The sequence below is a fragment of the Sphingobacterium sp. DR205 genome (assembly GCF_011064245.1).
Taxonomy (GTDB): Bacteria; Bacteroidota; Bacteroidia; order Sphingobacteriales; family Sphingobacteriaceae; genus Sphingobacterium; species Sphingobacterium athyrii.
The window spans coordinates 4,526,524-4,549,846 of the sequence record NZ_CP049333.1 but is presented as its reverse complement, the minus strand read 5'-3'; the positions used below and the strand labels follow the sequence as shown (position 1 = coordinate 4,549,846).

Annotated in this window: 16 protein-coding genes; 10 read left to right on the top strand and 6 right to left on the bottom strand. The window is 41.9% G+C overall.

The genetic code is table 11. The features are described 5' to 3' along the window. Positions 1 to 42: 42 nt before the first annotated feature. Positions 43 to 3,717 carry a phosphoribosylformylglycinamidine synthase gene (gene purL / locus G6053_RS19805; RefSeq protein ID WP_165308101.1) on the bottom strand — a complete coding sequence of 1,225 codons (3,675 nt, stop codon included), beginning with the start codon at positions 3,715 to 3,717 and terminating at the stop codon, positions 43 to 45. A 464-nt stretch (positions 3,718 to 4,181) separates the two neighbouring features. On the opposite strand from purL, the gene pheT reads away from it, so the two are divergent. From pheT to rny, 4 genes are all read left to right on the top strand, one after another. Next, entirely contained in the window at positions 4,182 to 6,578 is a 2,397-nt protein-coding gene (pheT, locus tag G6053_RS19800) for a phenylalanine--tRNA ligase subunit beta (protein ID WP_165308099.1), read from the top strand. Positions 6,579 to 6,618: 40 nt separating this feature from the next. Then, on the top strand, positions 6,619 to 6,924 hold the full coding sequence (locus G6053_RS19795; protein WP_077432703.1) for a hypothetical protein: 306 nt from the start codon (positions 6,619 to 6,621) through the stop codon (positions 6,922 to 6,924). Positions 6,925 to 6,981: 57 nt separating this feature from the next. Further along, entirely contained in the window at positions 6,982 to 7,272 is a 291-nt protein-coding gene (locus tag G6053_RS19790; protein WP_046675831.1) for a cell division protein ZapA, read from the top strand. Between the two features lie 421 nt (positions 7,273 to 7,693). Beyond that, positions 7,694 to 9,247, top strand: a complete 1,554-nt coding sequence (rny, locus tag G6053_RS19785; RefSeq protein WP_165308098.1) for a ribonuclease Y — start codon at positions 7,694 to 7,696, stop codon at positions 9,245 to 9,247. 57 nt (positions 9,248 to 9,304) lie between these two features. Here the strand turns inward: rny and G6053_RS19780 are convergent, their stop codons facing one another. Next, on the bottom strand, positions 9,305 to 9,955 hold the full coding sequence (locus G6053_RS19780) for an HAD-IA family hydrolase (RefSeq protein ID WP_165308096.1): 651 nt from the start codon (positions 9,953 to 9,955) through the stop codon (positions 9,305 to 9,307). Positions 9,956 to 10,095: 140 nt separating this feature from the next. Here G6053_RS19780 and G6053_RS19775 point away from each other — a divergent pair, with 140 nt between their 5' ends. Continuing rightward, complete coding sequence (locus G6053_RS19775) at positions 10,096 to 10,623, top strand: Mpo1-like protein (protein ID WP_165308095.1); 528 nt, start codon at positions 10,096 to 10,098, stop codon at positions 10,621 to 10,623. Between the two features lie 156 nt (positions 10,624 to 10,779). Here G6053_RS19775 and G6053_RS19770 read toward each other — a convergent pair whose 3' ends face one another. After that, a complete protein-coding gene (locus G6053_RS19770; RefSeq protein ID WP_165308093.1) occupies positions 10,780 to 12,105 on the bottom strand; it encodes an ABC transporter permease in 1,326 nt (441 codons plus the stop codon). Beyond that, on the bottom strand, positions 12,098 to 13,033 hold the full coding sequence (locus tag G6053_RS19765; RefSeq protein ID WP_165308092.1) for an ABC transporter ATP-binding protein: 936 nt from the start codon (positions 13,031 to 13,033) through the stop codon (positions 12,098 to 12,100). Before G6053_RS19765 ends, G6053_RS19770 begins: the two co-directional genes overlap by 8 nt. 191 nt (positions 13,034 to 13,224) lie before the next feature. On the opposite strand from G6053_RS19765, the gene yihA reads away from it, so the two are divergent. The 3 genes from yihA to G6053_RS19750 all read left to right on the top strand — a co-directional run bounded on the left by yihA (position 13,225) and on the right by G6053_RS19750 (position 16,564). Further along, on the top strand, positions 13,225 to 13,854 hold the full coding sequence (gene yihA, locus G6053_RS19760; protein WP_165308090.1) for a ribosome biogenesis GTP-binding protein YihA/YsxC: 630 nt from the start codon (positions 13,225 to 13,227) through the stop codon (positions 13,852 to 13,854). A gap of 98 nt (positions 13,855 to 13,952) precedes the next feature. Then, entirely contained in the window at positions 13,953 to 14,807 is an 855-nt protein-coding gene (locus tag G6053_RS19755; protein WP_165308089.1) for a UbiA-like polyprenyltransferase, read from the top strand. A gap of 80 nt (positions 14,808 to 14,887) precedes the next feature. Continuing rightward, positions 14,888 to 16,564: a PNGase F N-terminal domain-containing protein gene (locus G6053_RS19750; RefSeq protein ID WP_165308087.1), complete on the top strand. Its 1,677-nt coding sequence runs from the start codon at positions 14,888 to 14,890 to the stop codon at positions 16,562 to 16,564. A gap of 84 nt (positions 16,565 to 16,648) precedes the next feature. Here the strand turns inward: G6053_RS19750 and G6053_RS19745 are convergent, their stop codons facing one another. After that, a complete protein-coding gene (locus G6053_RS19745) occupies positions 16,649 to 17,110 on the bottom strand; it encodes an Lrp/AsnC family transcriptional regulator (protein WP_104381061.1) in 462 nt (153 codons plus the stop codon). Between the two features lie 158 nt (positions 17,111 to 17,268). Here G6053_RS19745 and G6053_RS19740 point away from each other — a divergent pair, with 158 nt between their 5' ends. Further along, the gene (locus G6053_RS19740; RefSeq protein ID WP_165308086.1) at positions 17,269 to 18,336 is read left to right on the top strand and encodes a PLP-dependent cysteine synthase family protein; all 1,068 of its coding nucleotides are present in this window, start codon (positions 17,269 to 17,271) and stop codon (positions 18,334 to 18,336) included. Between the two features lie 125 nt (positions 18,337 to 18,461). Then, the gene (locus G6053_RS19735) at positions 18,462 to 20,144 is read left to right on the top strand and encodes a cytochrome c biogenesis protein CcdA (RefSeq protein WP_165308085.1); all 1,683 of its coding nucleotides are present in this window, start codon (positions 18,462 to 18,464) and stop codon (positions 20,142 to 20,144) included. A gap of 546 nt (positions 20,145 to 20,690) precedes the next feature. Here G6053_RS19735 and G6053_RS19730 read toward each other — a convergent pair. Continuing rightward, positions 20,691 to 23,288: a DUF5686 family protein gene (locus tag G6053_RS19730; RefSeq protein WP_165308083.1), complete on the bottom strand. Its 2,598-nt coding sequence runs from the start codon at positions 23,286 to 23,288 to the stop codon at positions 20,691 to 20,693. Between the last annotated feature and the right edge of the window lie 35 nt (positions 23,289 to 23,323).

The window sequence follows — 23,323 nt, the reverse complement described above, 5'->3', positions numbered from 1 at the left end:
AAAGCTCCTTCATAGATGAAGGAGCTTTTATCTTTTCGCTTGTTATTTGCTTTGGTTGTCAATCCAATTGCGTGCATTGACAAATGCTTCTAACCAAGGGGAAACCTCATCTTGGCGTCCTTTTGGATAGTTTGCCCAATGCCATTGGAAAATCGAACGCTCGATATGAGGCATCGTTGCCAAGTGACGTCCAGTTTTATCACAGATCATCGCTGTATTGTAGTCTGAACCATTTGGATTATGTGGATATTGCTCATAACCGTATTTGGCTACAATATTATAGTGTTCTTCTGCAAGTGGTAAATTGAATTTTCCTTCACCATGTGAAATCCAAACTCCCAGCGTACTGCCTGCTAATGTAGAAAGCATAACGGAGTTATTTTCCTGAACTTTCACTGAAACGAAATTTGACTCATGCTTTCCTGAAGTGTTGTGCAACATTTTACCATGAACCTCGTGCTCCGGATTGATCATTTCCAATTCCATAAATAACTGGCAACCATTACAGATCCCAACAGAAAGGGTGTCCGGACGGGCAAAGAAGTCCGTCAATGCCTTTTTCGCTTTCTCATTGTAGAGAAATGCTCCGGCCCATCCTTTTGCCGAACCTAAAACGTCAGAATTCGAGAAGCCACCCACGGCGCCGATAAACTGAATATCCTCCAATGTTTCGCGGCCTGAAATCAGGTCTGTCATATGCACATCTTTTACATCAAAGCCTGCCAAGAACATTGCATTTGCCATCTCGCGCTCCGAATTGGAACCTTTCTCACGAAGAATGGCCGCTTTTGGACGTGCTTTACTTCCGTCGATCGTTGGTTTTTTACCATCGAACTGACTTGGGAAAGTAAAAGTTAACGGTTGATTTTTATAATTATCGAAACGTTGTTGTGCAGTTCCGTTTTTCGATTGTCTCGAATCCAATAGGAATGAAGTGGTCGACCACACGTCACGTGTTGCCGCAACATCAAAGCTGAAGTTCTCTTCTCCGTTTTTGATGGTCACTGTAGTTCCTACGATAGCCTGACCGATTTTTATGGCATCTACACCAGCTTCTTTGACAGCTTGCTCGAAAACAGCATCATCCTTCGCCTGTAGCACAAGTCCAATATTTTCACTGAACAGTACTTTTACACTGTCGGATTCATTCAAACCTGAAAGATCATAGTTCGCAGCTAGGTTAACATCGGCAAATGTCATTTCCAACAATGTCGTGATCAGACCACCGGATCCGATATCGTGACCGGCTTCGATCTGCTTATCGTTGATTAATTGCTGAACGGTATTGAATGCTGTTTTGAAATAGTTAGCATCTTGGATTGTCGGAACTTCCGTGCCCAGTTTATTGACAACCTGCGCGAAAGAAGAACCGCCTAATTTGAAGTTGTCCTTTGATAGGTTGATGTAATAGATGGAGCCCGCATTTTTGTTTAAGACAGGTTCTACGACTTTGGTAATATCCGTACAATTTCCAGCAGCAGATATAATCAATGTGCCGGGAGCGATTACATTTTCACCATTTGGATATTTTTGCTTCATCGACAAGGAGTCTTTTCCTGTAGGGATATTGATTCCTAGTGCGATTGCAAAATCCGAACATGCTTTCACGGCTTGGTAAAGCCGAGCATCTTCACCTTCGTTATTTGCTGCCCACATCCAGTTGGCTGACAATGAGATGCCTGAAAGACCATTTATAATCGGTGCAAATACGATATTTGATAATGATTCTGCGATAGCAGTTTTACTAGCCGCTGCTGGATCAATTAATGCTGCGACAGGGGAGTGTCCTATAGTTGTTGCGATACCCTCTTTTCCTTTGTAGTCAAGAGCCATGACACCAACGTTATTTAAAGGCAACTGCAACGGGCCGGCACATTGTTGTTTGGCAACACGGCCGCCGACGCAACGGTCCACTTTATTGGTTAACCAATCTTTGGAAGCCACCGCCTCCAATTGCAAAACCTGATTTAAATAACTTGGGATATTGGCAGAGTCATAGCTAAGATCTGCGTAGTTACGGGTGATGGTTTTATCACGCATAAAAGTTTTTGGTGATGAACCAAAGAAATCCTCTAAAGCATAATCCATTGGCTTTGCACCATTGCTCTTGGATGCAAACGTAAAACGATGGTCACCAGTGACATCACCTACAGTGTACATTGGTGCACGCTCGCGGTCAGCAACACGTTTAAGCGTTGCAATGTCAGCTTCAGCAATCACCAAGCCCATTCTTTCCTGCGATTCATTACCAATGATTTCTTTCGCTGAAAGTGTAGGGTCACCCACCGGAAGCGCATCAAGGTCGATTAAACCGCCTGTCTCCTCGACCAGTTCGGATAGACAGTTTAGATGTCCGCCAGCGCCGTGGTCATGGATAGAAACAATAGGGTTATGGTCTGATTCCACCAAGCCTCTAACGGCATTGGCCGCACGTTTTTGCATTTCCGGATTTGAGCGCTGGATCGCATTCAGTTCGATGCCCGAACCGAAAGCGCCCGTATCCGCAGAGGATACAGCAGCACCACCCATGCCTATGCGGTAATTTTCACCACCTAAAATGACGATTTTATCACCTGTCTTTGGGGTATGTTTTTTGGCTTGATCTAATTTTCCGTATCCCACACCGCCAGCTTGCATGATCACCTTATCATAGCCAAGTTTGCGGCCTTCCTCTTCGTGTTCGAAAGTAAGTACAGATCCTGTAATTAGGGGTTGCCCGAATTTATTACCGAAGTCGGAAGCTCCATTCGAAGCTTTGATTAGGATATCCACGGGAGTTTGGTAAAGCCATTGGCGTTCTTGCATGGCTTTCTCCCAAGGACGATCTTGTAATAAGCGGGAGTAGGCCGTCATATAGACAGCTGTACCAGCCAAAGGAATAGCACCTTGACCACCGGCCATACGGTCACGAATTTCACCGCCGGAACCTGTAGCAGCTCCGGAAAACGGCTCCACAGTCGTTGGGAAATTGTGTGTTTCCGCTTTTACCGATAAGACCGAATCAAAGGATTTCTCCTCATAAAAGTCTGGTTTGTCGGCCGATTTAGGCGCAAACTGAGTGACACGTGGACCTTTAATAAAGGCTACATTGTCTTTATAGGCAGAAACAATCTCATTGGGATTTGTTTCCGAAGTTTTCTTGATTAATTTAAATAAAGAAGTAGGTTGCTCTTCACCGTCAATGATAAAAGTCCCATTGAAGATCTTATGTCTACAGTGTTCGGAATTGGCTTGTGAAAAGGCAAAAACTTCAGAGTCTGTCAACAGACGGCCCAGTTTAGCTGCAAGGTTGTTGAGGTAAGCTACTTCCTCCGGATTTAGTGCCAATCCTTCGGACTTGTTATACGCATCAATGTCTTCAATTTCCAAAATAGCTTCCGGACTAATGTTGACTGTATACATGTCTTGCGTCAACATACTGAACTTTTGCGAAATCATTGGATCGAAATCATTGAAATCTGCTGGTACCGGTTGAAATTCTTCGATGCGAACAATTCCTTCAATAGCCATGTTCTGTGTGATTTCTACGGCATTGGTACTCCAAGGAGTGACCATCGCTGCACGGGGGCCTACAAAGTAATGGTTAAGGGTTTGGTCGTCGAGTTTTTTGGCGTTGCCGAATAGCCAGTTGAGTTTAGTAATGTCTTCTTGTGATAAAGAGTTTACGCTTTGAACACCATATACGGTGTTCGATGGGTTCTCAAAGAAATGAATCATTATAAATGTTTGTTTTGAACGTTCTTCAAATTAAAGCACAAAGTTACATATTATTTTTATGGAAATGATTGAATTTTGATTAAAAAATCAAGCTGCTCGTCCGTTTGAAAAAAGAGTAAAATAGCTGTTCTTATGTAATTAAATGTAAGTTGTATTAATTCCTGTAAATAAATGTTATCATGCTAGCCTGTATTAGGATGGAAGCCTTAAAGCCGCTCATAATCAATAAATTTTCTAGGTTATTTTGGTTAAACATTCCTTATTTGATGGGCATTTTATTATATTATATTTTATCGCCTATCTATTTTTGTGTTGGATAAGTGTCTATTTTCCCGCCTGCAGGCTGGCTTGTCTTTGGATTAGAACTTAGCGGATGGAATGCAGGGATCCTGGGGCGGATCACCAAATTGACGTTGTATATAACCTCAAATTTATCTAAGTTTGTGCATCAAATCAAATTCGAGATGAACATTTCATATAATTGGTTAAAACAACACGTTAATATAGATTCGACTCCGGAGGAATTATCTTTGATCTTGACAAATACAGGATTGGAAGTAGAAGCACTGGATGTCGTACAGAGTATCCCGGGAGGATTGGATGGTTTGGTTGTTGGCGAGGTTAAAACTTGTGAACAACACCCCAATGCGGATAAATTACGCGTCACGACAGTTGATGTGGGCGCTTCTGAATTATTGAATATTGTATGTGGGGCGCCAAATTGCCGTACCGGATTGAAGGTAATTGTGGCAACAGTGGGTACGACATGTCACCCTTTGACCGGAGAGCCATTTAAGATTACCAAATCTAAAATACGCGGTGAAGTATCCGAAGGAATGTTATGTGGTGAGGATGAGATCGGTTTGGGTACATCCCATGCCGGCATCGTTGAATTACCTGCCGATGTTGCGGTAGGCACATTGGTAAAAGATCATTTCAATATTCAGGACGATTATCGTTATGAAATCGGTCTTACACCGAATCGTGCGGATGCGGCTTCCCATTTAGGTGTGGCACGCGATATTGCTGCTTACTTCCGTACGGATATCAAAAAAACAGATCTTTCCGCATTTCAGCCAGGTGAGGAAGTGGGAACTGCTGTTGTTGTTGAGGATACTATTGCATGTCCACGATATAGTGGAATCAATATTTCTGGCGTTCAGGTAGGTGAATCGCCAGACTGGCTGAAGGAAAAACTAAATGTAATCGGCGTACGCCCGATCAATAACATTGTTGATATAACGAATTATATATTGCATGATCTTGGGCAACCATTGCATGCGTTTGATGCGGATAAAATTGCTGGTAACAAGGTGCTTGTCCGTACGGCAAAAGAAGGGGAAAAGTTTGTGACCTTGGATGCTGTGGAACGGACGCTTTCTGCCGAAGATCTTGTGATTGCAGATGCTGAAAAACCAATGTGTATTGCCGGTGTTTTTGGCGGTGCACATTCAGGCGTTTCCGCAGAAACAACGAATGTGTTTCTGGAATCGGCTTACTTCAATGCTGTTTCAGTACGGAAGACATCCAAAAGGCATGGTTTAAAAACCGATGCTTCCTTTCGCTTTGAGCGAGGTACAGATCCTAATATTGCGGTGGAGGCGTTAAAGCGGGCTGCATTATTAATCAGGTCAATCGCAGGTGGTACCATATCTTCAACATTGAAAGATGAATATCCCGTAGAAGTTAAGCCATTTTCATTCCCTGTCAGTTATGCGAATGTGGTGCGATTGATCGGACAGGCCATTCCTAACGAAGAAATTAAAGCTATTATTAAGGCATTAGGTATTGAGGTTGCCTCAGAGACAGCCGAGGGACTCGATGTTTTAGTACCCGCATATCGCGTTGATGTAACTCGTGAAGTGGATGTGGTCGAAGAAGTATTACGGATTTATGGTTACAATAACATTGAACTAAAATCCCAAATCAAAGCTTCATTAAACACTGTTGAAAAGCCAGATAAGGAAGTGGTTTTAAATCAGCTGGCTGACTTATTGATTGGTAATGGATTCCGTGAAATATTAGCGAATTCGTTGACAAAGCTTGATTATGCGGATGACAGCGAGACCGCGGTAAAATTGTTTAATCCGTTGAGTTCGGATTTGGATACCATGCGTCAAAACATGTTGTTCTCGGTGTTAAATGCCATTGAATATAATCAGAAACGCAGAAATTTTGATCTGAAATTCTTCGAATTTGGTAAAACTTATGCATTGGATGGGGAAGGATATAAAGAAACGCAACATTTGACTTTTGCAATAAGCGGTAGAGAAGAGGCCGAACAGTGGAATAGTAAAAAGGGAAACGTTAATTTTTATAACCTCAAAGCGGCAGTTGATACGATTGTTAAGCGTCTAAAGATTGAGGGTATACAAATACAAGATGCGCCGAGCAATCATTTTGCCTACGGATTGAGCTATATGAAAGGCCAGAAATGTTTGGTTTCTTTCGGTTCGGTAGCTCATGCCAACCTGAAAAAAGCAGATGTTGAGGGGCAGGTTTTCTTCGCGGATTTTGACTGGGATGTCCTGATGAAAATCATTCGCAAGAATAGTATTCAATACAAAGAAGTGTCGAAATTCCCTTCGGTGCGCCGTGATTTGTCGCTGTTAATTGACGAAAATGTGAGCTTTGATAAACTCCAATTTGTTGCTCAAAAGACCGAACGCAAGCTTTTAAAGGAGGTAAATGTGTTTGATGTGTATAAAGGTGATAAAATTCCGGAAGGGAAAAAGTCTTATGCTCTGAGCTTTATCTTGCAAGATGAAGAAAAAACATTGACCGATAAACAAATTGATGCGATAGTTCAAAAATTAATTGTTAATTTTGAGAAGGAACTAAGCGCAGAGGTGCGTGGTTAAACAGAGATATAACATTAATTGGTAATATTCGATTTACGCTATGGCAACATTGTCTTCACAAATGAATCTGATCGTTGAGAAAACGAAAAACTTAATTCAAATGTGCGAAGTCTTGCAAGAAGAAAATGATTTGCTTAAATTAGAGGTACAATCCTTAAAAGTGGCTTTCGATGCGAGCAACGATAAAAGCAAGCAGCTGGAAGAGAAGGTCAAGGCACTGGCAGTAGCCCGAACCTTAGATTCGGAAACGGATAAGGAGGCAATTAATGAAAAAATACTTGACACAAAACAAAAAATTAACGATTTTGTGCGAGAAATAGACAAGTGTATTAGTTTGTTGAAGTAGTTGGAATTTGGAGATCATCGGAATTTAAACTAATACAACGTTAAAAAGCTCAAAGAAATGGGAGAGATTTCCATAAAAATAAATATCGCAGACCGTGTTTATCCCCTACGGGTGGAAAGCGCGGAGGAGGAAGTGATTCGACATGCTGCGAAATTGATAAATGAAAAAGTAAAGGAATTGCAGGAAAACTATACTGTGAGAGATAAGCAGGATCTGTTATCCATGTGTGTATTGCAGTTTGCTACGCGGATGTTAAATGCGGAGCGACAATCCCAGAACCACGAAGTGGGGCTGGAGAATTCAGTACAGGAGCTTGATCAGTTGTTGACGGATTTCTTTAAAAAATAAATTTACGTTCTTTATATTTAGAGCTTAAAACGACGAATTTGCCGCAATTAAATTCGGGTTGTCACTATTTTAAACTTAACGCTTCAATATTACAGGCGCAAAAAGATATAGGCCATTTTGCGAAAGCCATCTGGGTCATAATCTAAGCCTAATTATGTAATCACGAAGTTTAATAATACATGAGACCTGTTTAAATTTAATTGCGGTTTTTTTTTGTTTGGAAATCAGCGGGCAATTGGCTGGCATGCAAGCGGAGTGAATCAGATTGGATTCAATTCCCCTGCATTTCCAATAGCGACTGCAAATAGAATACCCGATGCCAATAAGTCAGCTTATGCAAGGGTAGTGGAAGAATGGAGAGTTTTATCTGAAAAATTTAGTAATTAATAAAAACAAACATATATAATACAATTATACATACATGGACGTCGCAATTTATATCATAATTTCTCTGATTGTTGGTGTAGTTATAGGTCGTTATCTATTGGTTCTGTTATTCAAAAAACAAGAACAGGAAGCCAAAGATAAGGTAAATAGCATACTAAAAGATGCAGAGCAAGAAGGAGAACACATTAAAAAGAAACGCTTATTAGAGGCGAAAGAAAAATTCCTTCAATTAAAATCCGAACACGAAAAGGAGGTGAATCAACGTAACAATACCATCAACCAAAAGGAGAATACGTTGAGACAGAAAGAACAATCCATTAACCAAAAGCTGGAAAGCATCAATCGCGATAAGCAGGAGGTGGACGCCAAAAAGAAGCAACTGGATAAATTGGTTGAACTCAATGAAAAGAAATCCGAAGAAGTTGAGTCTTTAAAATTACAACAGATCAAACAATTGGAGAGTATCGCCGGTGTTACGGCGGACGAGGCTAAAAACCAGTTGGTGGATTCATTGCGAGAGGAAGCCCGCTCCCAGGCCATGATCCAGATCAAAGATATTGTGGACGAAGCGAAATTGACCGCGACGAAAGAAGCGAAAAAAGTCGTTATTCAAACAATTCAACGCACCGCTACTGAATCCGCAATCGAAAATACGGTGTCTATTTTCAATATCGAAAATGATGAGATCAAGGGCCGTATTATTGGTCGTGAAGGCCGTAATATCCGTGCTTTGGAAGCGGCAACAGGTGTAGAGATCATCGTTGATGATACACCAGAGGCAATTATCTTGTCTGGTTTTGATCCCGTACGTCGTGAGATTGCCCGTTTGGCCTTGCACCGCCTGGTGACAGATGGCCGTATACACCCTGCTCGTATCGAGGAGGTTGTCGCAAAAACACGTACACAAATTGAAGATGAGATCGTTGAAATTGGTGAGCGTACAGCCATTGACCTTGGGATTCATGGACTACATCCTGAACTGATCCGTATGGTCGGACGTATGCGTTATCGTTCGTCGTATGGTCAGAACCTTCTGCAGCACTCCCGTGAGGTTGCCAATTTCGCAGCAACAATGGCGGCAGAGCTTGGCCTGAATGTCAAACACGCAAAACGTGCCGGATTACTCCACGATATTGGTAAAGTGCCTGACGATAACCCGGAATTGCCACACGCAATTTTAGGTATGCAGCTTGCTGAGAAATACAAAGAACACCCTGATGTGTGTAATGCAATCGGTGCGCATCACGATGAGATCGAAATGACAGCGTTGATTTCGCCTGTTGTACAGGCATGTGACGCTATTTCTGGAGCACGCCCGGGAGCACGCCGTGAGGTGGTTGAAAGCTATATCAAACGTCTGAAAGAACTGGAGGACCTAGCATTATCCTACCCTGGTGTGGAAAAAACTTTCGCCATTCAGGCGGGACGTGAATTGCGCGTTATCGTGGAAAGCGAGAAGGTGTCTGACGCACAGTCAGAGATACTTGCTGCCGATATCTCCAACCGTATCCAAACGGAAATGACGTACCCGGGACAAATTAAGGTAACGGTTATCCGTGAGACAAGATCCGTGTCTTACGCAAAATAGATCCTGAGGGATCGATCTTAAAAAAGCTCCAATCTATTATAGGTTGGAGCTTTTTTATTATCCAAAAAATTCAATTAAATCTGCAACACTGTGCAGGAGATAGGCTGGCGATTCCTGTTCGAGTTCCGCTTGGCTGCCATAACCATAAAGCACAGCAATGGCATCCATGTTTGTCTCTCTGGCGCCGATGAGATCATGTTTGCGGTCGCCGATCATGATACAGTCATGCGGGTTCGTTAGCCGAGCATTTTCCATCACATATTGAATGACACTGGTTTTTGTAGGTCTGGAATCGTCCAGGGCACTTCCCCCGGCGAAATCGAAATATTGGTCTATAGCAAAGTGCTGCAATATCCTATGCGCAAAGATTTCGGGTTTGGATGTCGCCAAGTAAACCTTATAATCTTTCGATTTGAGTCTTTCCAGTAGCTCGGGAACGCCATCAAACAGCATATTCTCATACAAACCCTGCATGGCAAAGCGCTCACGGTATTTGTCCACACAGGCCAAAGCTTCCTGTTCCCCAAACCCGTAGCTGTGCATGAACGTATCTTTCAATGGCGGCCCGATCAGCGGTTTAAGACTATCCAGATCGGGCGTAATGATTCCTTTGGCTTCGAGTGCATAAGCAATGCATTTGGTGATGCCCTCAGCAGGGTCGGTCAAGGTTCCATCAAGATCAAATAAGATGTGTTTATAAGACTTCATGCTGCAATATTACGGAATTGGATAGGAGATTGCCAGCTAAAACCAGAAGAATGCATTTAATGACAAGCGTCAGACCAAAAAAATAATATTATTATGGCGCGCAACCGTCTCGGCAGATCAATATTTATTAAATTTGCCGAATGAAACAAAAGAAGAAAGTTCAGGAAGTAGAACCGAAGCGTCCGGTAGATACCTATTTTGAGGAGTTGGATGCTAATTTTCAAGACCCGACCAATCGCATGATTCAGATTATCTTTTTGCCGCTGCTATTCTTCGGCGTGATGGGCTGTATCTGGATGATTCCTTTCCCACAGTTTGAATTTTTAGTGAAGCTCAATTGGCATACTTTTTTGAATTGGGGTTCTTTCTTCATTGCGGTTGTGATCTATTTTTACCTTAAGCTATCTGCAACCCTGTCTTATGCAATTTTATTCTCGATCGGGGCAATGAGCTATTTTATTGTGCAATTGGAATATGTGCAAAAAAATGGTGGCCCTGCAGTGATATGGGTATGCCTTGCGATTGCTTTGCTCGCACTTGCGGCGTTGTATATTGGTAAAGGAAAAGAGAAAAAAGCAATAAGCGGAAAACAGTTTCTGCAATTCCTGCTCATTGGCCCGATATGGTTATGGCATTTTGTATTTCAGAAGTTCAATATTCGGTATTAAACGTTCTATAGGATGGGTGTCTTACTAGGAAAACATGTTTTTGTAGCAAAATAAGAGAAGATTCTATCCTATACACGATATCAGAAAGGCCAGATTGCACAATGCGATCTGGCCTTTTCTATTTATTTTTTTGACTCGTTATCGTGATCAACCCGATCAATTTTTATAATTGAACCATTTGATGATTTCCTTAAGGCTTGCCTTTTTACCATAGATCAGGATGCCAACACGATAGATTCGGGCAGCCACCCAAGTGATCAATAAGAATGTCAGGATCAACAAGGTCAATGAGGTTAATATCTGCCACATCGGCACGCCAAAAGGTATCCGAACCAACATGGCGATAGGTGATGTGAACGGAATAAAGCTCAACCAAGTGGCAATAGGCCCATTGGGATCGTTGATAATGACACCAAATGAAAGGATATACGTTAACAATAGGGGCATGGTAATGGGCATGGAAAACTGATTGGCTTCTGTTTCATTGTCTACAGCGGAACCAGCAGCGGCAAAAATAGCGCTATACAGCAGGTAGCCGGCAATAAAAAACAGAAAGAAAAAGATAATGACTTCGGTAAAATTAAAGCTTTGGATGGAGGCGAGAATGGAGGCGGATCCGCCTTGTCCGATTGCTTTGGATACCGTTCCCATATTGCCAGCTGCGGGCTGACTGGCAGCAACCTCCTGCATATCCTGCGGATTGACAAACAACAGTGTTGCCGTTATAAAAAGGCCTCCTGTAAGCAGCAGCCACATCACAAATTGAGTGAGCCCGACCATCCCAATCCCAACAATTTTACCCATCATAAGCTGAAAAGGCTTGACGGAGGAAATAATAACTTCGATAATACGGTTGCTCTTCTCTTCGATGATACCACGCATCACCTGTGCGCCATACAGAAACAGGGAGAGATAAACCAGGATGGCCAGTGCGACACCAAGTCCCATGGCAATCGCCGTATTACTGTTTTTCTCTTCACCGTCAGCCGTGATCTCTTTGGCATCGATAGCGACTTTGGGTTTGATGGACTGGATGATCTGCAAGTCTATTCCCTTAGCTTTATACTCTTTTTCGCGGATGATTTCTTCCAGTTGTCCGCCAATGATCTCCTGCGTGACAAAACTTGTTTTGCCACTGGTAATCAGTTCGGCCTTCTGGCTGCTAAGAATATCCTTGGGAATGTACAAGATCGATTGTTTTCCTTCGCTCTCTGAGAGCTGCTTTTTTTGCGCCTTTAGATCTAACTTGCTGATCGTATAGCTTACGTTTTTATTGCTTTGGAGTTTCCCCGCAAATTCACCCTGCTCATCAATCACAAAGACCTCGGTGTGGGCATCTTTGAAGCTTTTTTTAGTCAGGTAAAACATGCCCGCATACAATGCAAAAAAGAATAGGGGCACGGCAAAGGTCATCACAATAAAAGATTTTTTCTTGACGCGGGACAAATATTCCCGTTGAATAATAAGTAATATTTTATGCATGATCGTTGGCTTTAGGTGAGACTTGAGTAACTTTTTGGATGAAAATATCCGCCATGGAAGGTACAATTTCTATCAATTGATTTAGCTGTATTTGTGGTAAAAAATGCATTAATACATCATTTATATAAATATTTCTATTTAACTGAATTGTAGTGATGTATGTTTTTTCAATCCTTGTAGACGTTATGACCTCGAAGAGAGCGTCGTTGGACAGAAGAAAATTATCTTCGGTTGCTGTATATTCCAATTTGTAAGTCTGATTCCGGTATTCTTTTTTTATCGCTTGAACAGAGCCGTCCAGTATTTTCTTTGATCGGTTGATGAGCGCAATATTATCGCAAAGTTCTTCGACCGTTTCCATGCGGTGTGTCGAAAAGATAATGGTGGCCCCTTCCTTATTCAATCGTAAAATCTGCTCCTTGATGATATTGGCATTGACCGGATCAAATCCCGAAAAAGGCTCATCCAGGATAATCAATTGGGGCTGGTGAATAACAGTGGCGACAAACTGTACTTTTTGTTGCATACCCTTACTGAGGTCTTCGATCTTCTTGTCCAACCATGAGGATATATCAAGACGTTCGCACCAGTCGTGTATCCGATGTAAAGCTTCTTTTTTAGAAAGCCCTTTCAACTGCGCCAGATAAAGCATCTGATCACCTATTTTCATTTTTTTGTAGAGCCCCCGTTCTTCGGGCAAATACCCGATTTGGGAAATATGCTGTGGTCCCAAAGCTTCGCCGTTAAAGAGGATTTGGCCGGAATCGGGAGCGGTAATCTGATTGATAATCCGGATAAGGGATGTTTTGCCGGCTCCATTCGGTCCCAATAACCCAAAAATTTTACCTTTTGGAATCTGAATGGAAACATCGTCCAATGCACGATGATTGGCGTAATCCTTGGTGACATGATTGATTTCTAGTAACATCTTTTTAGGGTTTAATTAAATTCAGTATGGCGAAAAATATAGCATATAGCGTTTGCTATCAAATATACGCTTGTTTATTTTGACTATTAGTATGCGGCCACCCTAAAATGTTACAGATTGGCCGTTCAGTTTTTTACCGCATAGCAGGGTGAAACCTTGCCAAACGGATTCATTTAATGTACCTTTGTTCCATGGAAGTAAAAAAAGCCGAATTCGTGTGTAGCAACACGAGAGTTGACAAATTACCTGCGCCAAATTTGCCTGAGTACGCCTTTATAGGCCGTTCTAATGTAGGTAAATCTTCTTTGATCAATGCAATGACAAATAAGAAGGGGCTTGCCAAAACCTCTCAAAAACCCGGTAAGACTCAGTTGATCAATCATTTTATTATAGATGATACCTGGTATCTGGTCGATTTACCCGGTTATGGATTCGCTAAGGCGTCCAAAACAAGTCGTAATGAATGGGAAAAATTCATTCGCAGATACCTCACCCATAGAGACAATTTACAATGTGTATTTGTTTTGGTAGACAGTCGTCTCGAACCACAGAAGATCGACCTTGATTTCTGTTATTGGTTGGGTGAATGCGGTTTACCCTTTATGTTGGTCTTTACCAAAGCAGACAAACAATCAGCTGTAAAATCTGATGCGAATATTGCAAAATTTAAAAAAGAGCTGTTGCAATGGTTTGAGGAGGTGCCGCCGATCTTTTTGACCTCGGCTGAGAAGAAAGTCGGTCATGAGCCGATTCTGGAAACCATTGATGACGTCAATCGCCGATTTGTGGGACCTGAGCCGGAAGAAAGAATGCCGTTTTAAGTAGTTCAAAAAATTAAAATTCGTTAACATCATGGCCTGGTCAACCTGATCATTGCCCAGAGATTGGCGAACGTTTTAAAATCCATTAAGATCACCTCATGAAGAAGTATCTTTCTTTAGTTTTGTTTGCACACAGTGTATTTGCATTGCCATTTGCCCTTATAGGCTTCTTTTTGGCCCTGCATACCACTGAATATACCTTTTCCTGGAAACTGTTGCTATTGATGTTATTGTGCATGGTAACGGCCCGGAATGCAGCCATGGCCTTCAATCGGTATTTGGATCGGGACATTGATGCCATTAATCCCAGGACGGCAATGCGTGATATTCCGGCAGGGAAGATTTCGGCCCGGAATGCACTGATCTTTACCATAGTCAATTGCTTACTTTTTGTCATGGCGACTTATTTTATAAATTCCCTGTGCTTTATGCTGTCGCCCATTGCACTCTTCGTTGTGCTTTTTTATTCTTACACCAAACGCATTACACCGTTGTGCCATTTGGTCCTTGGTGCGGGACTGGGTTTAGCACCAATAGGGGCCTATATGGTGATCACGGGACAATTTGCAACTGTCCCTGTTTTGTATGGCTTTGCTGTATTGACCTGGGTGAGTGGCTTTGATATTATTTACGCATTGCAGGATGAGGCCTTTGACCGGGCGAATAAGCTGAACTCCATTCCGGTATGGTTGGGAACAAAAGGAGCGATGCGGGTATCCGAATGTTTACACGTGTTGTCTTTTATATTTGTTTTAATACCAGCGTTTTTAATGCCTGTCGGCTGGATTTATTATTTAGGTGTGGTTTTCTATGGTGGGTTGTTGATCTATCAGCATACGCTGTTTTCGTCGACAAATCTAAGTCGCGTAAACCGCGATTTTATGACCACCAATGGTTACGCTTCCGTCATCTTTGCGGTCTTTTATCTTTTGGATATCTGGTTGATAAAATAAACGTTTTAGCATAAAATAAGAAAGGCTTTAGGAATTCCTAAAGCCTTTCTTATTTTTGTGTCTAATCCAATATGTATACGATGAAGAAAAATATCCTTTTTGTTTCAATGTTATGTCTGTCATTGTCCTCTTATGCCCAGAAGCTAACGAGCTATGTGATCCAGTATAATCAAAGTTTTAATGGCAATACACCTGCCAATCAGAATGGGGTAGTGGTGTATGCCAATGTGAATGAAACGTATGTCAGCTCGGAGAAAGATCTAAAAGGACAATTATCGCCGCCCTACGAGCGTGTGTTGGTGGAGCGGTCAGCCGGAAATAACCTGCTTAAAATTGCGAAACTGAAAGATGGTTCCCTCATCCTAACAGGGGATGCTCAGGCGCTTTCCAAGCAGAAATTTACACCGACCAATGAGACTAAGACCATTTTGGGCTATCCCTGTAAAAAAGTGGAAACCAGTATCAATTCCAATAAGATTGAGCTATGGTATACGGATAAACTAGGGGTAAAGGGAGCCCCGAGCGAACTAGGGCAGGATCTGGGGTTAGTATTGGAAGTAATCAGAAATGGCAATACAAGGACTTTCGCAACCAAAGTAGAGAAAGTCAATACAATCCCTGACCAATTGAAGCTAAAAGGAAGCGAAAAGCGCTATGATGAACTTTCCTATAAAGACCTTATTTGGAAAAATCGTTTTATCCGGCTTCCTATCTTTCAAAAAGAGCGCATTCGTTTTTCCGAGGATGTCAAATCTGATTCAATCCTGCGTTTTGCGAATGGTACAGTCATTGTCAAGAAAATCAAAATACCAAAAATCAAACTTAGCGATAATGTGTTTGTTCAGCTTGTGGAGCAATCAAAAGGGGATGCCTATGACCGCACCGGATCTGTTTTTATTATCCCTGCCAATAAAGCACAGAGCTTTTTGGATGGGATGAAAAGCGGGATGTCGACCTTGCCGAAGTATGAAAATGGTAATGGGAAAAGCTACCAAGGTGTGATAAGGACCGCCACTTTCGAACCTATCGTTGAATTGATGCGGTTTTTTACTCCCTTTGGTGTTAAGCAGTTTAACTATCTTCAGTTAAAGGATAAGGTTTGGCAGGATTCAGTACTTTACAGGCAGGATGTGTCAGAGCTCGCTGGGATGTTGAGCGAACAGGAGGTATACGTAGGCGCTTTTATTGGTAACTATGATAAGAATGGTCATGAAGTTAGCGTCGAGCTCACCATTCACCCTGGTTTTGAAGCTGGATCGGAAGGAGAATTAAAAAAGACTATGTCCTTATTTACGACGACCAATGTGATGGAAATGGGCGGTCAGGAGTATGGATCTATGTTTGATCAGGATAAAGGGCTGACGCTCTCGTTTCGTTTGGATCAGGACGCTAAAAATGTACAATTACGCTATATCACAACCGGTCATGGTGGTTGGGGAAATGGCGATGAATTTGTACCCAAAGAAAACCGTATTTTTCTAAACGATGCCCTACTGTTTAAATATACACCCTGGCGTAACGATTGCGGTTCTTACCGTCTGTCCAATCCCGCTTCGGGTAATTTTGCCACGGGATTATCTTCGTCCGATTTAAGTCGTTCCAATTGGTGTCCGGGAACGGTTACACCTCCGATTTACATCGATTTAGGCGATTTAAAAGCTGGTGATTACAAATTGCAGGTTCAGATCCCACAAGGCGCTCCGGAGGGAACAAGTTTCAGCAGCTGGAACGTCACCGGGACCTTACTGTTCGATTAGACTGAATGATACAGGTGAGGTATTGATCTTATTGAAATCAATACCTCACACTTTTTTTGGGGTACTTGGCCTGATCCCTACGCATTATAGAGGATAAGCAGTTTCACTCTTTGTTTCCGATAATACAAAATAAGTCTGTACGGTATTGACCTGCGGGAGCACCGCCAGACGGTGTCTTAAAAAGATGTGATAAGCGTCCATGTCTTTGGTAGCAATACGCAACATGAAGTCATAAGATCCAGCCATCTGATAGCATTCCATAACTTCGGGAAACTTCGCTACTTCTTTTTCAAATTCGTTCAAAACCTCAAAGGTATGTGCTTTCAGGAATACCTGCGAAAACGAAATCAGTCCAATCCCGATTTTGTGCCGATCCAGGATCGCTACCGTTTTTTTGATATACCCCAGTCTTTTTAATTTTTTTACCCTTTCGTGCACTGCTGCGATTGATTTATTCAATTCAAAGGAGAGTTCCTTATTACTTAATGAAGCATCGTGCTGTAATAAGCGCAATAATTTTAGATCAATATCGTCCAATTCCATAATATGAATATTTTCGGTGTTGTTGCAAAATTACAATGTTGGAATGAATAATTTATTGTTAGTTATGTCTTTTTATTGAATTTTTATTGAAATTATAGTTTTGTATTGAATAATATCTTGTTATTATCCAATTTTGCAACAGAATAATCATTTATATAAAAATGGCTGAACAAGAATTACTAAGTGCATGTTTATCGCCTGCATTGGACAAAAGATTTAAGCATTTGTGGAGATTGGTCGGTAATACGCCAATGTTGGAATTGCAGTATACCTACAAAGGTAAGCCAGGCCGGGTGTTCGTGAAATGTGAGAATTATAATTTAACAGGTAGTATCAAAGACAGAATGGCTTTATATATCCTGTATAAAGCATATATGAATTGCCAGATTAGACCGACGGATGTTGTTATTGAAGCTACGAGCGGAAATACAGGAATTGCTTTTTCGGCAATTGGTAAAGCTTTAGGCCATCAGGTAAAGATCATCATGCCAAATTGGTTGAGTAAAGAGCGCACCGATATTATCAGAAGCATGGGGGCTGATATTCAGCTGATCAGCAAAGAAGAAGGTGGTTTTTTGGGGAGCATTCGTTTGAGTGAAGAGCTTGCTGCCGCTGGTGGTGTTTTTCTTCCACGACAGTTTGAAAATCAATATAACGCTGAAGCACACGAGAAAACGACCGGTTATGAAATTGTGAAGCAACTGGAAGAACAGGGTTTGATCGCTGACGCCTTTGTGGCAGGAGTGGGAACAGGTGGGACCGTCATGGGGGTAGGGCGCAGCTTGCGGAAGGCGAATCCAAATGTTCGTGTACATCCCTTGGAGCCAGCGGAAAGTCCAACATTAACAACAGGACATAAAGTCGGTTCACACCGTATTCAGGGTATATCCGATGAATTTATTCCGGCAATAGTGAATTTGGATGAACTGGATCGTGTTGTTTGTGCCAACGATGGCGATTCGATCATTATGGCCCAGAAGCTGTCAAGGCAATTGGGGCTTGCCGTTGGAATTTCCTCGGGAGCCAATGTTATTGGAGCAATTAAGTTACAACAGGAGTTAGGGGACGAGGCAGTTGTCGTCACGCTACTATGTGATGACAATAAAAAATATTTAAGTACGGATTTGGTGAAAGAAGAGCTTGTTAAACCGGGCTATTTATCCAGCGATGTTGATTTTCTGGGTTTTCAACCAATTTGTAGGCTGCCAAATCCTGTATTTGGAGCATAGTAAGATTCAGTTTCATATGTTTATAGTGAACTCGGGGAGTGTATTGCTCCTCGGGTTTTATTTACACAAGAACAAATGAACAGGTCTCAAAGCAAAATAAATTATGAAAAATACATGATATTCTGATGAAAACTAATTTTAAACTATTAACCCTTTTATTCCTGCTCATCTTTCCTCTTGCTATGTTTGCGCAGCAGGACAGTACGGTTAGCCCGGATGGTATCGAATTCACGGATGGTACAATCAGCCCGGATTCTTTATCTTTTGAAGAGTCACCTGACACGGTTACAGCTCAAGCTGACTCCAGTAAGACAACGGTGGCTGCCACAGCTAAAGCAGGTGGTTCGGCAGAAGGTGGAAAAAAGTCACTTTGGAGCATTTTTATCGCAGGCTTGGTCGGAGGCTTCGCGGCCTTGTTGATGCCTTGTATATTTCCGATGCTTCCTTTGACCGTAAGCTTCTTCACTAAGCAGTCCGGTAGCCGCGCCAGTGGCATTAGTAAGGCTTTATTGTACGGATTATTCATCATTGTGATCTATGTCGCTTTGGGAATGATTATTACCATTGCATTTGGTTCTGATGCACTCAATGCCCTTTCGACCAATGGGATTTTTAATTTTATTTTCTTTTTGCTGTTGGTGGTATTTGCGGCCTCATTCTTTGGTGCATTTGAAATTACCTTGCCGAGCTCTTTTGTGAATAAAATGGATGCCAAGTCGGATAAAGGTGGATTTGTAGGGCTATTTTTTATGGCATTCAGCCTGTCGTTGGTGTCGTTTTCCTGTACGGGGCCGATTATCGGAACGCTCCTGGTGGAAGCTGCATCAAAAGGTGAACGATTGGGGCCTGCCATAGGTATGTTGGGATTCTCCATTGCCCTGGCTATTCCATTTGGCCTATTCGCTATGTTCCCATCGATGCTTAAATCGCTGCCAAAATCAGGTGGCTGGTTGAACAGTGTAAAAGTGGTGCTTGGTTTTTTGGAGCTGGCTTTGGCATTGAAATTTTTGTCGAATGTAGATTTGGCTTACCATTGGAACTGGTTGGACAGAGAAGTATTCCTCTCCTTATGGATCGCCGTATTTGGTTTGATGGGGCTTTATCTGATCGGTAAAATTAAGTTTTCCCACGATAGCGACCTCAAATTTCTGTCTGTTCCGAGAACAATACTCGCTATTGTTGTTTTTTCCTTCGTGGTGTATATGATTCCCGGTTTATGGGGCGCTCCCTTAAAGTCTATTTCAGCCTTTTTGCCGCCATCGGCAACCCAGGATTTTGATTTATCCACTGGAGTTGGCGGTGGTCCTGCTGCGCATACAGATGGAAAAGTCAAAAAATATGCTGAAATTTTTCACGAGCGTGGTACACCAAAAGGCTTCGATCCCTATTATGATTACGATCAGGCTTTAGCAACTGCTAAAGAGCTTAATAAACCTGTTTTGATTGATTTTACGGGCTGGAATTGTGTTAACTGCCGTAAAATGGAGGCAAATGTATGGACAGATCCTGCGGTAGCCAAGTTGTTGAAAGAAGAGTTTGTAATGGCCGAGTTATTTGTAGATGATAAAACTGAACTGCCTGTCAATGAGCAGATAGTTTCTACATACAGCAATAAAAAAATAAAGACTATCGGAAACAAAAATAGCGATTTTCAAGCTTCCGCATTCAATAGTAATTCGCAGCCATTGTATGTAATTGTTGATCCGAACGGTCGGGTGCTGGTTCCTCAAAGTGGGGCAAATTACAATGTTGAAGAATACAAAGCATTTCTACAGAGCGGTGTAGATGCATTCAAAAAGAAAAACTGACCATCGTCATATTCTAATTTTATCCTCCTTGCTGTTTGCAAGGGGGATTTTTTTTGTGTAAACCTTAGTTTTTCGACCATGCAATGCTTCTTAATATCATACTTTTCTAGGGATTCTTTCGGTCACCATCGAGTTCGCTTCGCCAACGCTTCGGCACAGTATCGTATCTACTTCACCCTAAAGTCGGGGTGAATCCGTATTGAGTCCATGATGAGTCCGTGTTGAGTCCGAGTCTAGGACGCATTTATCAGATACTCATGGCGTAGTAAACACGCTCACACCTGGTAGCAGAGGCGAATCTGTCCCAAATCTGTCCCGAATCAGATACAAATATGCCCCGAATAACTCCCCGAACTTGGAGTCAGTGAGGGTTAAAGTTTTTGGGGTTTTTCGCCAAGCCGAACCGCAATCGGATAAATCGACAAAGAAAGATGGGGAATACCGCGGGATAAGGATCAAATGGGAGACGCTGTAAATAAGAAAAAAGGCCCTGTCATTCTCTCGATTGACAGGGCCTCAAATTATAATATAAATTTACGGAAACTATTAGAAGTCAAATTTGACGCGGGCACGGATCCCCCAAGCCGGAGCATCCACATGGTCAAGGTAATTCAAACGTTTGACGTAGTCCACACGCAAAATTTTAAAGATGTTGGACAGACCGATACTGGCTTCCATATAAGGTTCAGAGCCGAAGGTATATGAACTTTGGATATCTTGTGCATTGCGTTGCCATGCAAAGACTTTTGAACCGTAATTCGGATCGTCAGGATCGTTTTCTTTACGAAGACCACCATATACCCCTTTGAAACTAAATACCTCGCGTAGCTTGAGCTTTTTGATCAATGGGATCTTATTCAACAGGAATCCATTCATATAATACTGCAGATTGATAGAGGCGTTGTGATCACTGACAAATTCCAGGAAGTTCATCAAGTTATACGAGTTTAACTGATACGCATAGGTCTGGTTGGCCCGGTGGATTGTCAGGAAAGGAAATGGAATCTCTTTTCCAGCGATGTAATTTCCCTCTGCAGTCACATCGGCGTAACCAAATTGACTTAGGTAAAAACGCTTGAATGCGCCCACGTTAAAACTATGGTAATTATATTCCCCTTTTGCCAGACCTTTAATACCTGCTGTATAATTGAATGTGAATATGGGATATTGATTGAAGATCGGCGTACGATAGATTTTACCTTGGTAAAATTCTTCGTGCGGAGCGTATCTAAAGTTGACCGATAATTCTGTTGTATTTAATTCGTTGAACAATTTGTTTTGTCCATTTTCATCCAGCATTTGATAGGTTAGACTACCCGCGGGAGTCTGTTTGTTAATGTTAAATCCAGCACCAATAGTCAAATGGTTCAAGAATTCTTTTTTATATTCCAGTCCGTAGTTGGTTTCGTAGATATAACGGTCGTTATCACCACGTTTGAAAGATAACAAGAAGTTATCTTCCTGAACGAATTCGAGCTTTTGTCCCGGAATCTTCGTATCTTTTTTATAAGAGGCCCTGATATAGTGCATAGGGAAGGAGTATACCGACTTGTTGTTAAAGGCATAAGTCCCACTGAAAAAGTACTTCCATTTCTGATCCTTGAATCCATAAGCCGCATAGCTCTCTGCATAGAAACGTTTGCTCAATGATTCGGTCGTACGACCACCCACACGCAAGCGAAAGCCTTCAACAGGGTTGAAACTGTAGAATGTATTTACCGGACCAATTTCCACCGGACCGGCTTGTTTGTAACCCGAAAGAAGCAGGGCCGCGATATCCATGAAGGTTCTGAAAGAAGGAATTTTCTGTAGCGTATCTATATTGTGGTAGATATTCAGTTCATTCTGTGCCAAAGCCAACGGACGTTGTGTTTCAAATAAGGACTTTGTCGCTTTTTTATTCTCGACATTGTAAGCTATTACCGTTGATGGACCATCGTAAATGCTATCGGGTTGTTGCACACCGACTTTATAGTTGTTGTAATCGACCGTTCGGCTTCCGCGGATACCCATTCCTTTTTCAGTTAATGAAAAATCAATTCCCAATGTACTTGTCTTCAGGTAGAATCTGCTCTTATTGTCTTTTTCGAATTTGAGCTGAACCTGAAGGTCGCGTACAAAATTTAGGTTGATATCATCCGCAACAGTCATATTCGCTCCTTGAACGGCATAATTGCCATCCAGCGTAACATATAGTTGTCCTTTAAACAACATATCTGCTTTATTGCGGGGAACGAAGCTCAATTCGACCAGCCAAGGCTGAGAAGTTTTGATGGTATCGGTAATGAAAAACTTATAAAACGTCGGTGCAGAGTTCGCAATCGGACTCAAAAACTGGTTGGTTACCAATGAAATGTTGTTGTCATAGATATCAACTTGTTCGTAGAGTTTATTAAAATAGGCCGCCAGACCATCATTATCTATAAATTTAGGGTCAAACTGCGCGCGTTGATCCCCCAAAATATATTGTTTGGTTTTGCTCGGATCTTTACGGTAGTACACTTTGGATATTTTCTCTTCGATAAAAGCCGGCAAAACATATTTATTGGCGGTTTTAGCCGAGTCATCGGTTTCGAAAAGAAATTGATAGTTCTTAAAGATCTTTTTGTTGACGAATTTTTCTGAAAGATTGCTCAATCCCAAAGACATTTTCTCGTATTGATCAAATTCAGCATATTGTTGTCCCGACAAACGGTTTTTATCTTTATTTTCAATCACCTTACGTATCAGGGCAACGGCAGGATTGTCTTTGTTGCTGTATTTTTTCTTTTTGGCTTTGACAACAACTTCCTCCAGCATATTGTCCTGTGCATCCATCAGGATTTCCTTGGTCTGTACAGCATCGTTGGTAACGAAAGCATCTTTATTGTCATAGCCAACATAGCTTGCTCTGATTTTGACATAAGATGTCGGGAAAACCAGCTTAAACTCACCATTTGCATTGGTCGATGTTGAGGTTCCTGCAGCAGCAGGCGCGCCAACGACCGCAACAGTGGCGTAAGCAATGGGGGCCTTTGTCTTTGCATCTTTGACCGTACCCGTCACCGTTTTGGTCTGCGCGAATGCAAGAGATGCTGATAGCAAAAATGTTATCGAGAAAAAGAGTTTGTTTATGAAGGTCTGTGCGTTTATTTTAGCTTCCATTATATTGCTATAATCTTGAAAATTCAAAATTGTTT

Coding starts and splice junctions, on each gene's coding strand:
- purL (WP_165308101.1), bottom strand. CDS start 3,717: ATGATTCATTTCTTTGAGAACCCATCGAACACCGTATATGGTGTTCAA.
- pheT (WP_165308099.1), top strand. CDS start 4,182: ATGAACATTTCATATAATTGGTTAAAACAACACGTTAATATAGATTCG.
- G6053_RS19795 (WP_077432703.1), top strand. CDS start 6,619: ATGGCAACATTGTCTTCACAAATGAATCTGATCGTTGAGAAAACGAAA.
- G6053_RS19790 (WP_046675831.1), top strand. CDS start 6,982: ATGGGAGAGATTTCCATAAAAATAAATATCGCAGACCGTGTTTATCCC.
- rny (WP_165308098.1), top strand. CDS start 7,694: ATGGACGTCGCAATTTATATCATAATTTCTCTGATTGTTGGTGTAGTT.
- G6053_RS19780 (WP_165308096.1), bottom strand. CDS start 9,955: ATGAAGTCTTATAAACACATCTTATTTGATCTTGATGGAACCTTGACC.
- G6053_RS19775 (WP_165308095.1), top strand. CDS start 10,096: ATGAAACAAAAGAAGAAAGTTCAGGAAGTAGAACCGAAGCGTCCGGTA.
- G6053_RS19770 (WP_165308093.1), bottom strand. CDS start 12,105: ATGCATAAAATATTACTTATTATTCAACGGGAATATTTGTCCCGCGTC.
- G6053_RS19765 (WP_165308092.1), bottom strand. CDS start 13,033: ATGTTACTAGAAATCAATCATGTCACCAAGGATTACGCCAATCATCGT.
- yihA (WP_165308090.1), top strand. CDS start 13,225: ATGGAAGTAAAAAAAGCCGAATTCGTGTGTAGCAACACGAGAGTTGAC.
- G6053_RS19755 (WP_165308089.1), top strand. CDS start 13,953: ATGAAGAAGTATCTTTCTTTAGTTTTGTTTGCACACAGTGTATTTGCA.
- G6053_RS19750 (WP_165308087.1), top strand. CDS start 14,888: ATGAAGAAAAATATCCTTTTTGTTTCAATGTTATGTCTGTCATTGTCC.
- G6053_RS19740 (WP_165308086.1), top strand. CDS start 17,269: ATGGCTGAACAAGAATTACTAAGTGCATGTTTATCGCCTGCATTGGAC.
- G6053_RS19735 (WP_165308085.1), top strand. CDS start 18,462: ATGAAAACTAATTTTAAACTATTAACCCTTTTATTCCTGCTCATCTTT.
- G6053_RS19730 (WP_165308083.1), bottom strand. CDS start 23,288: ATGGAAGCTAAAATAAACGCACAGACCTTCATAAACAAACTCTTTTTC.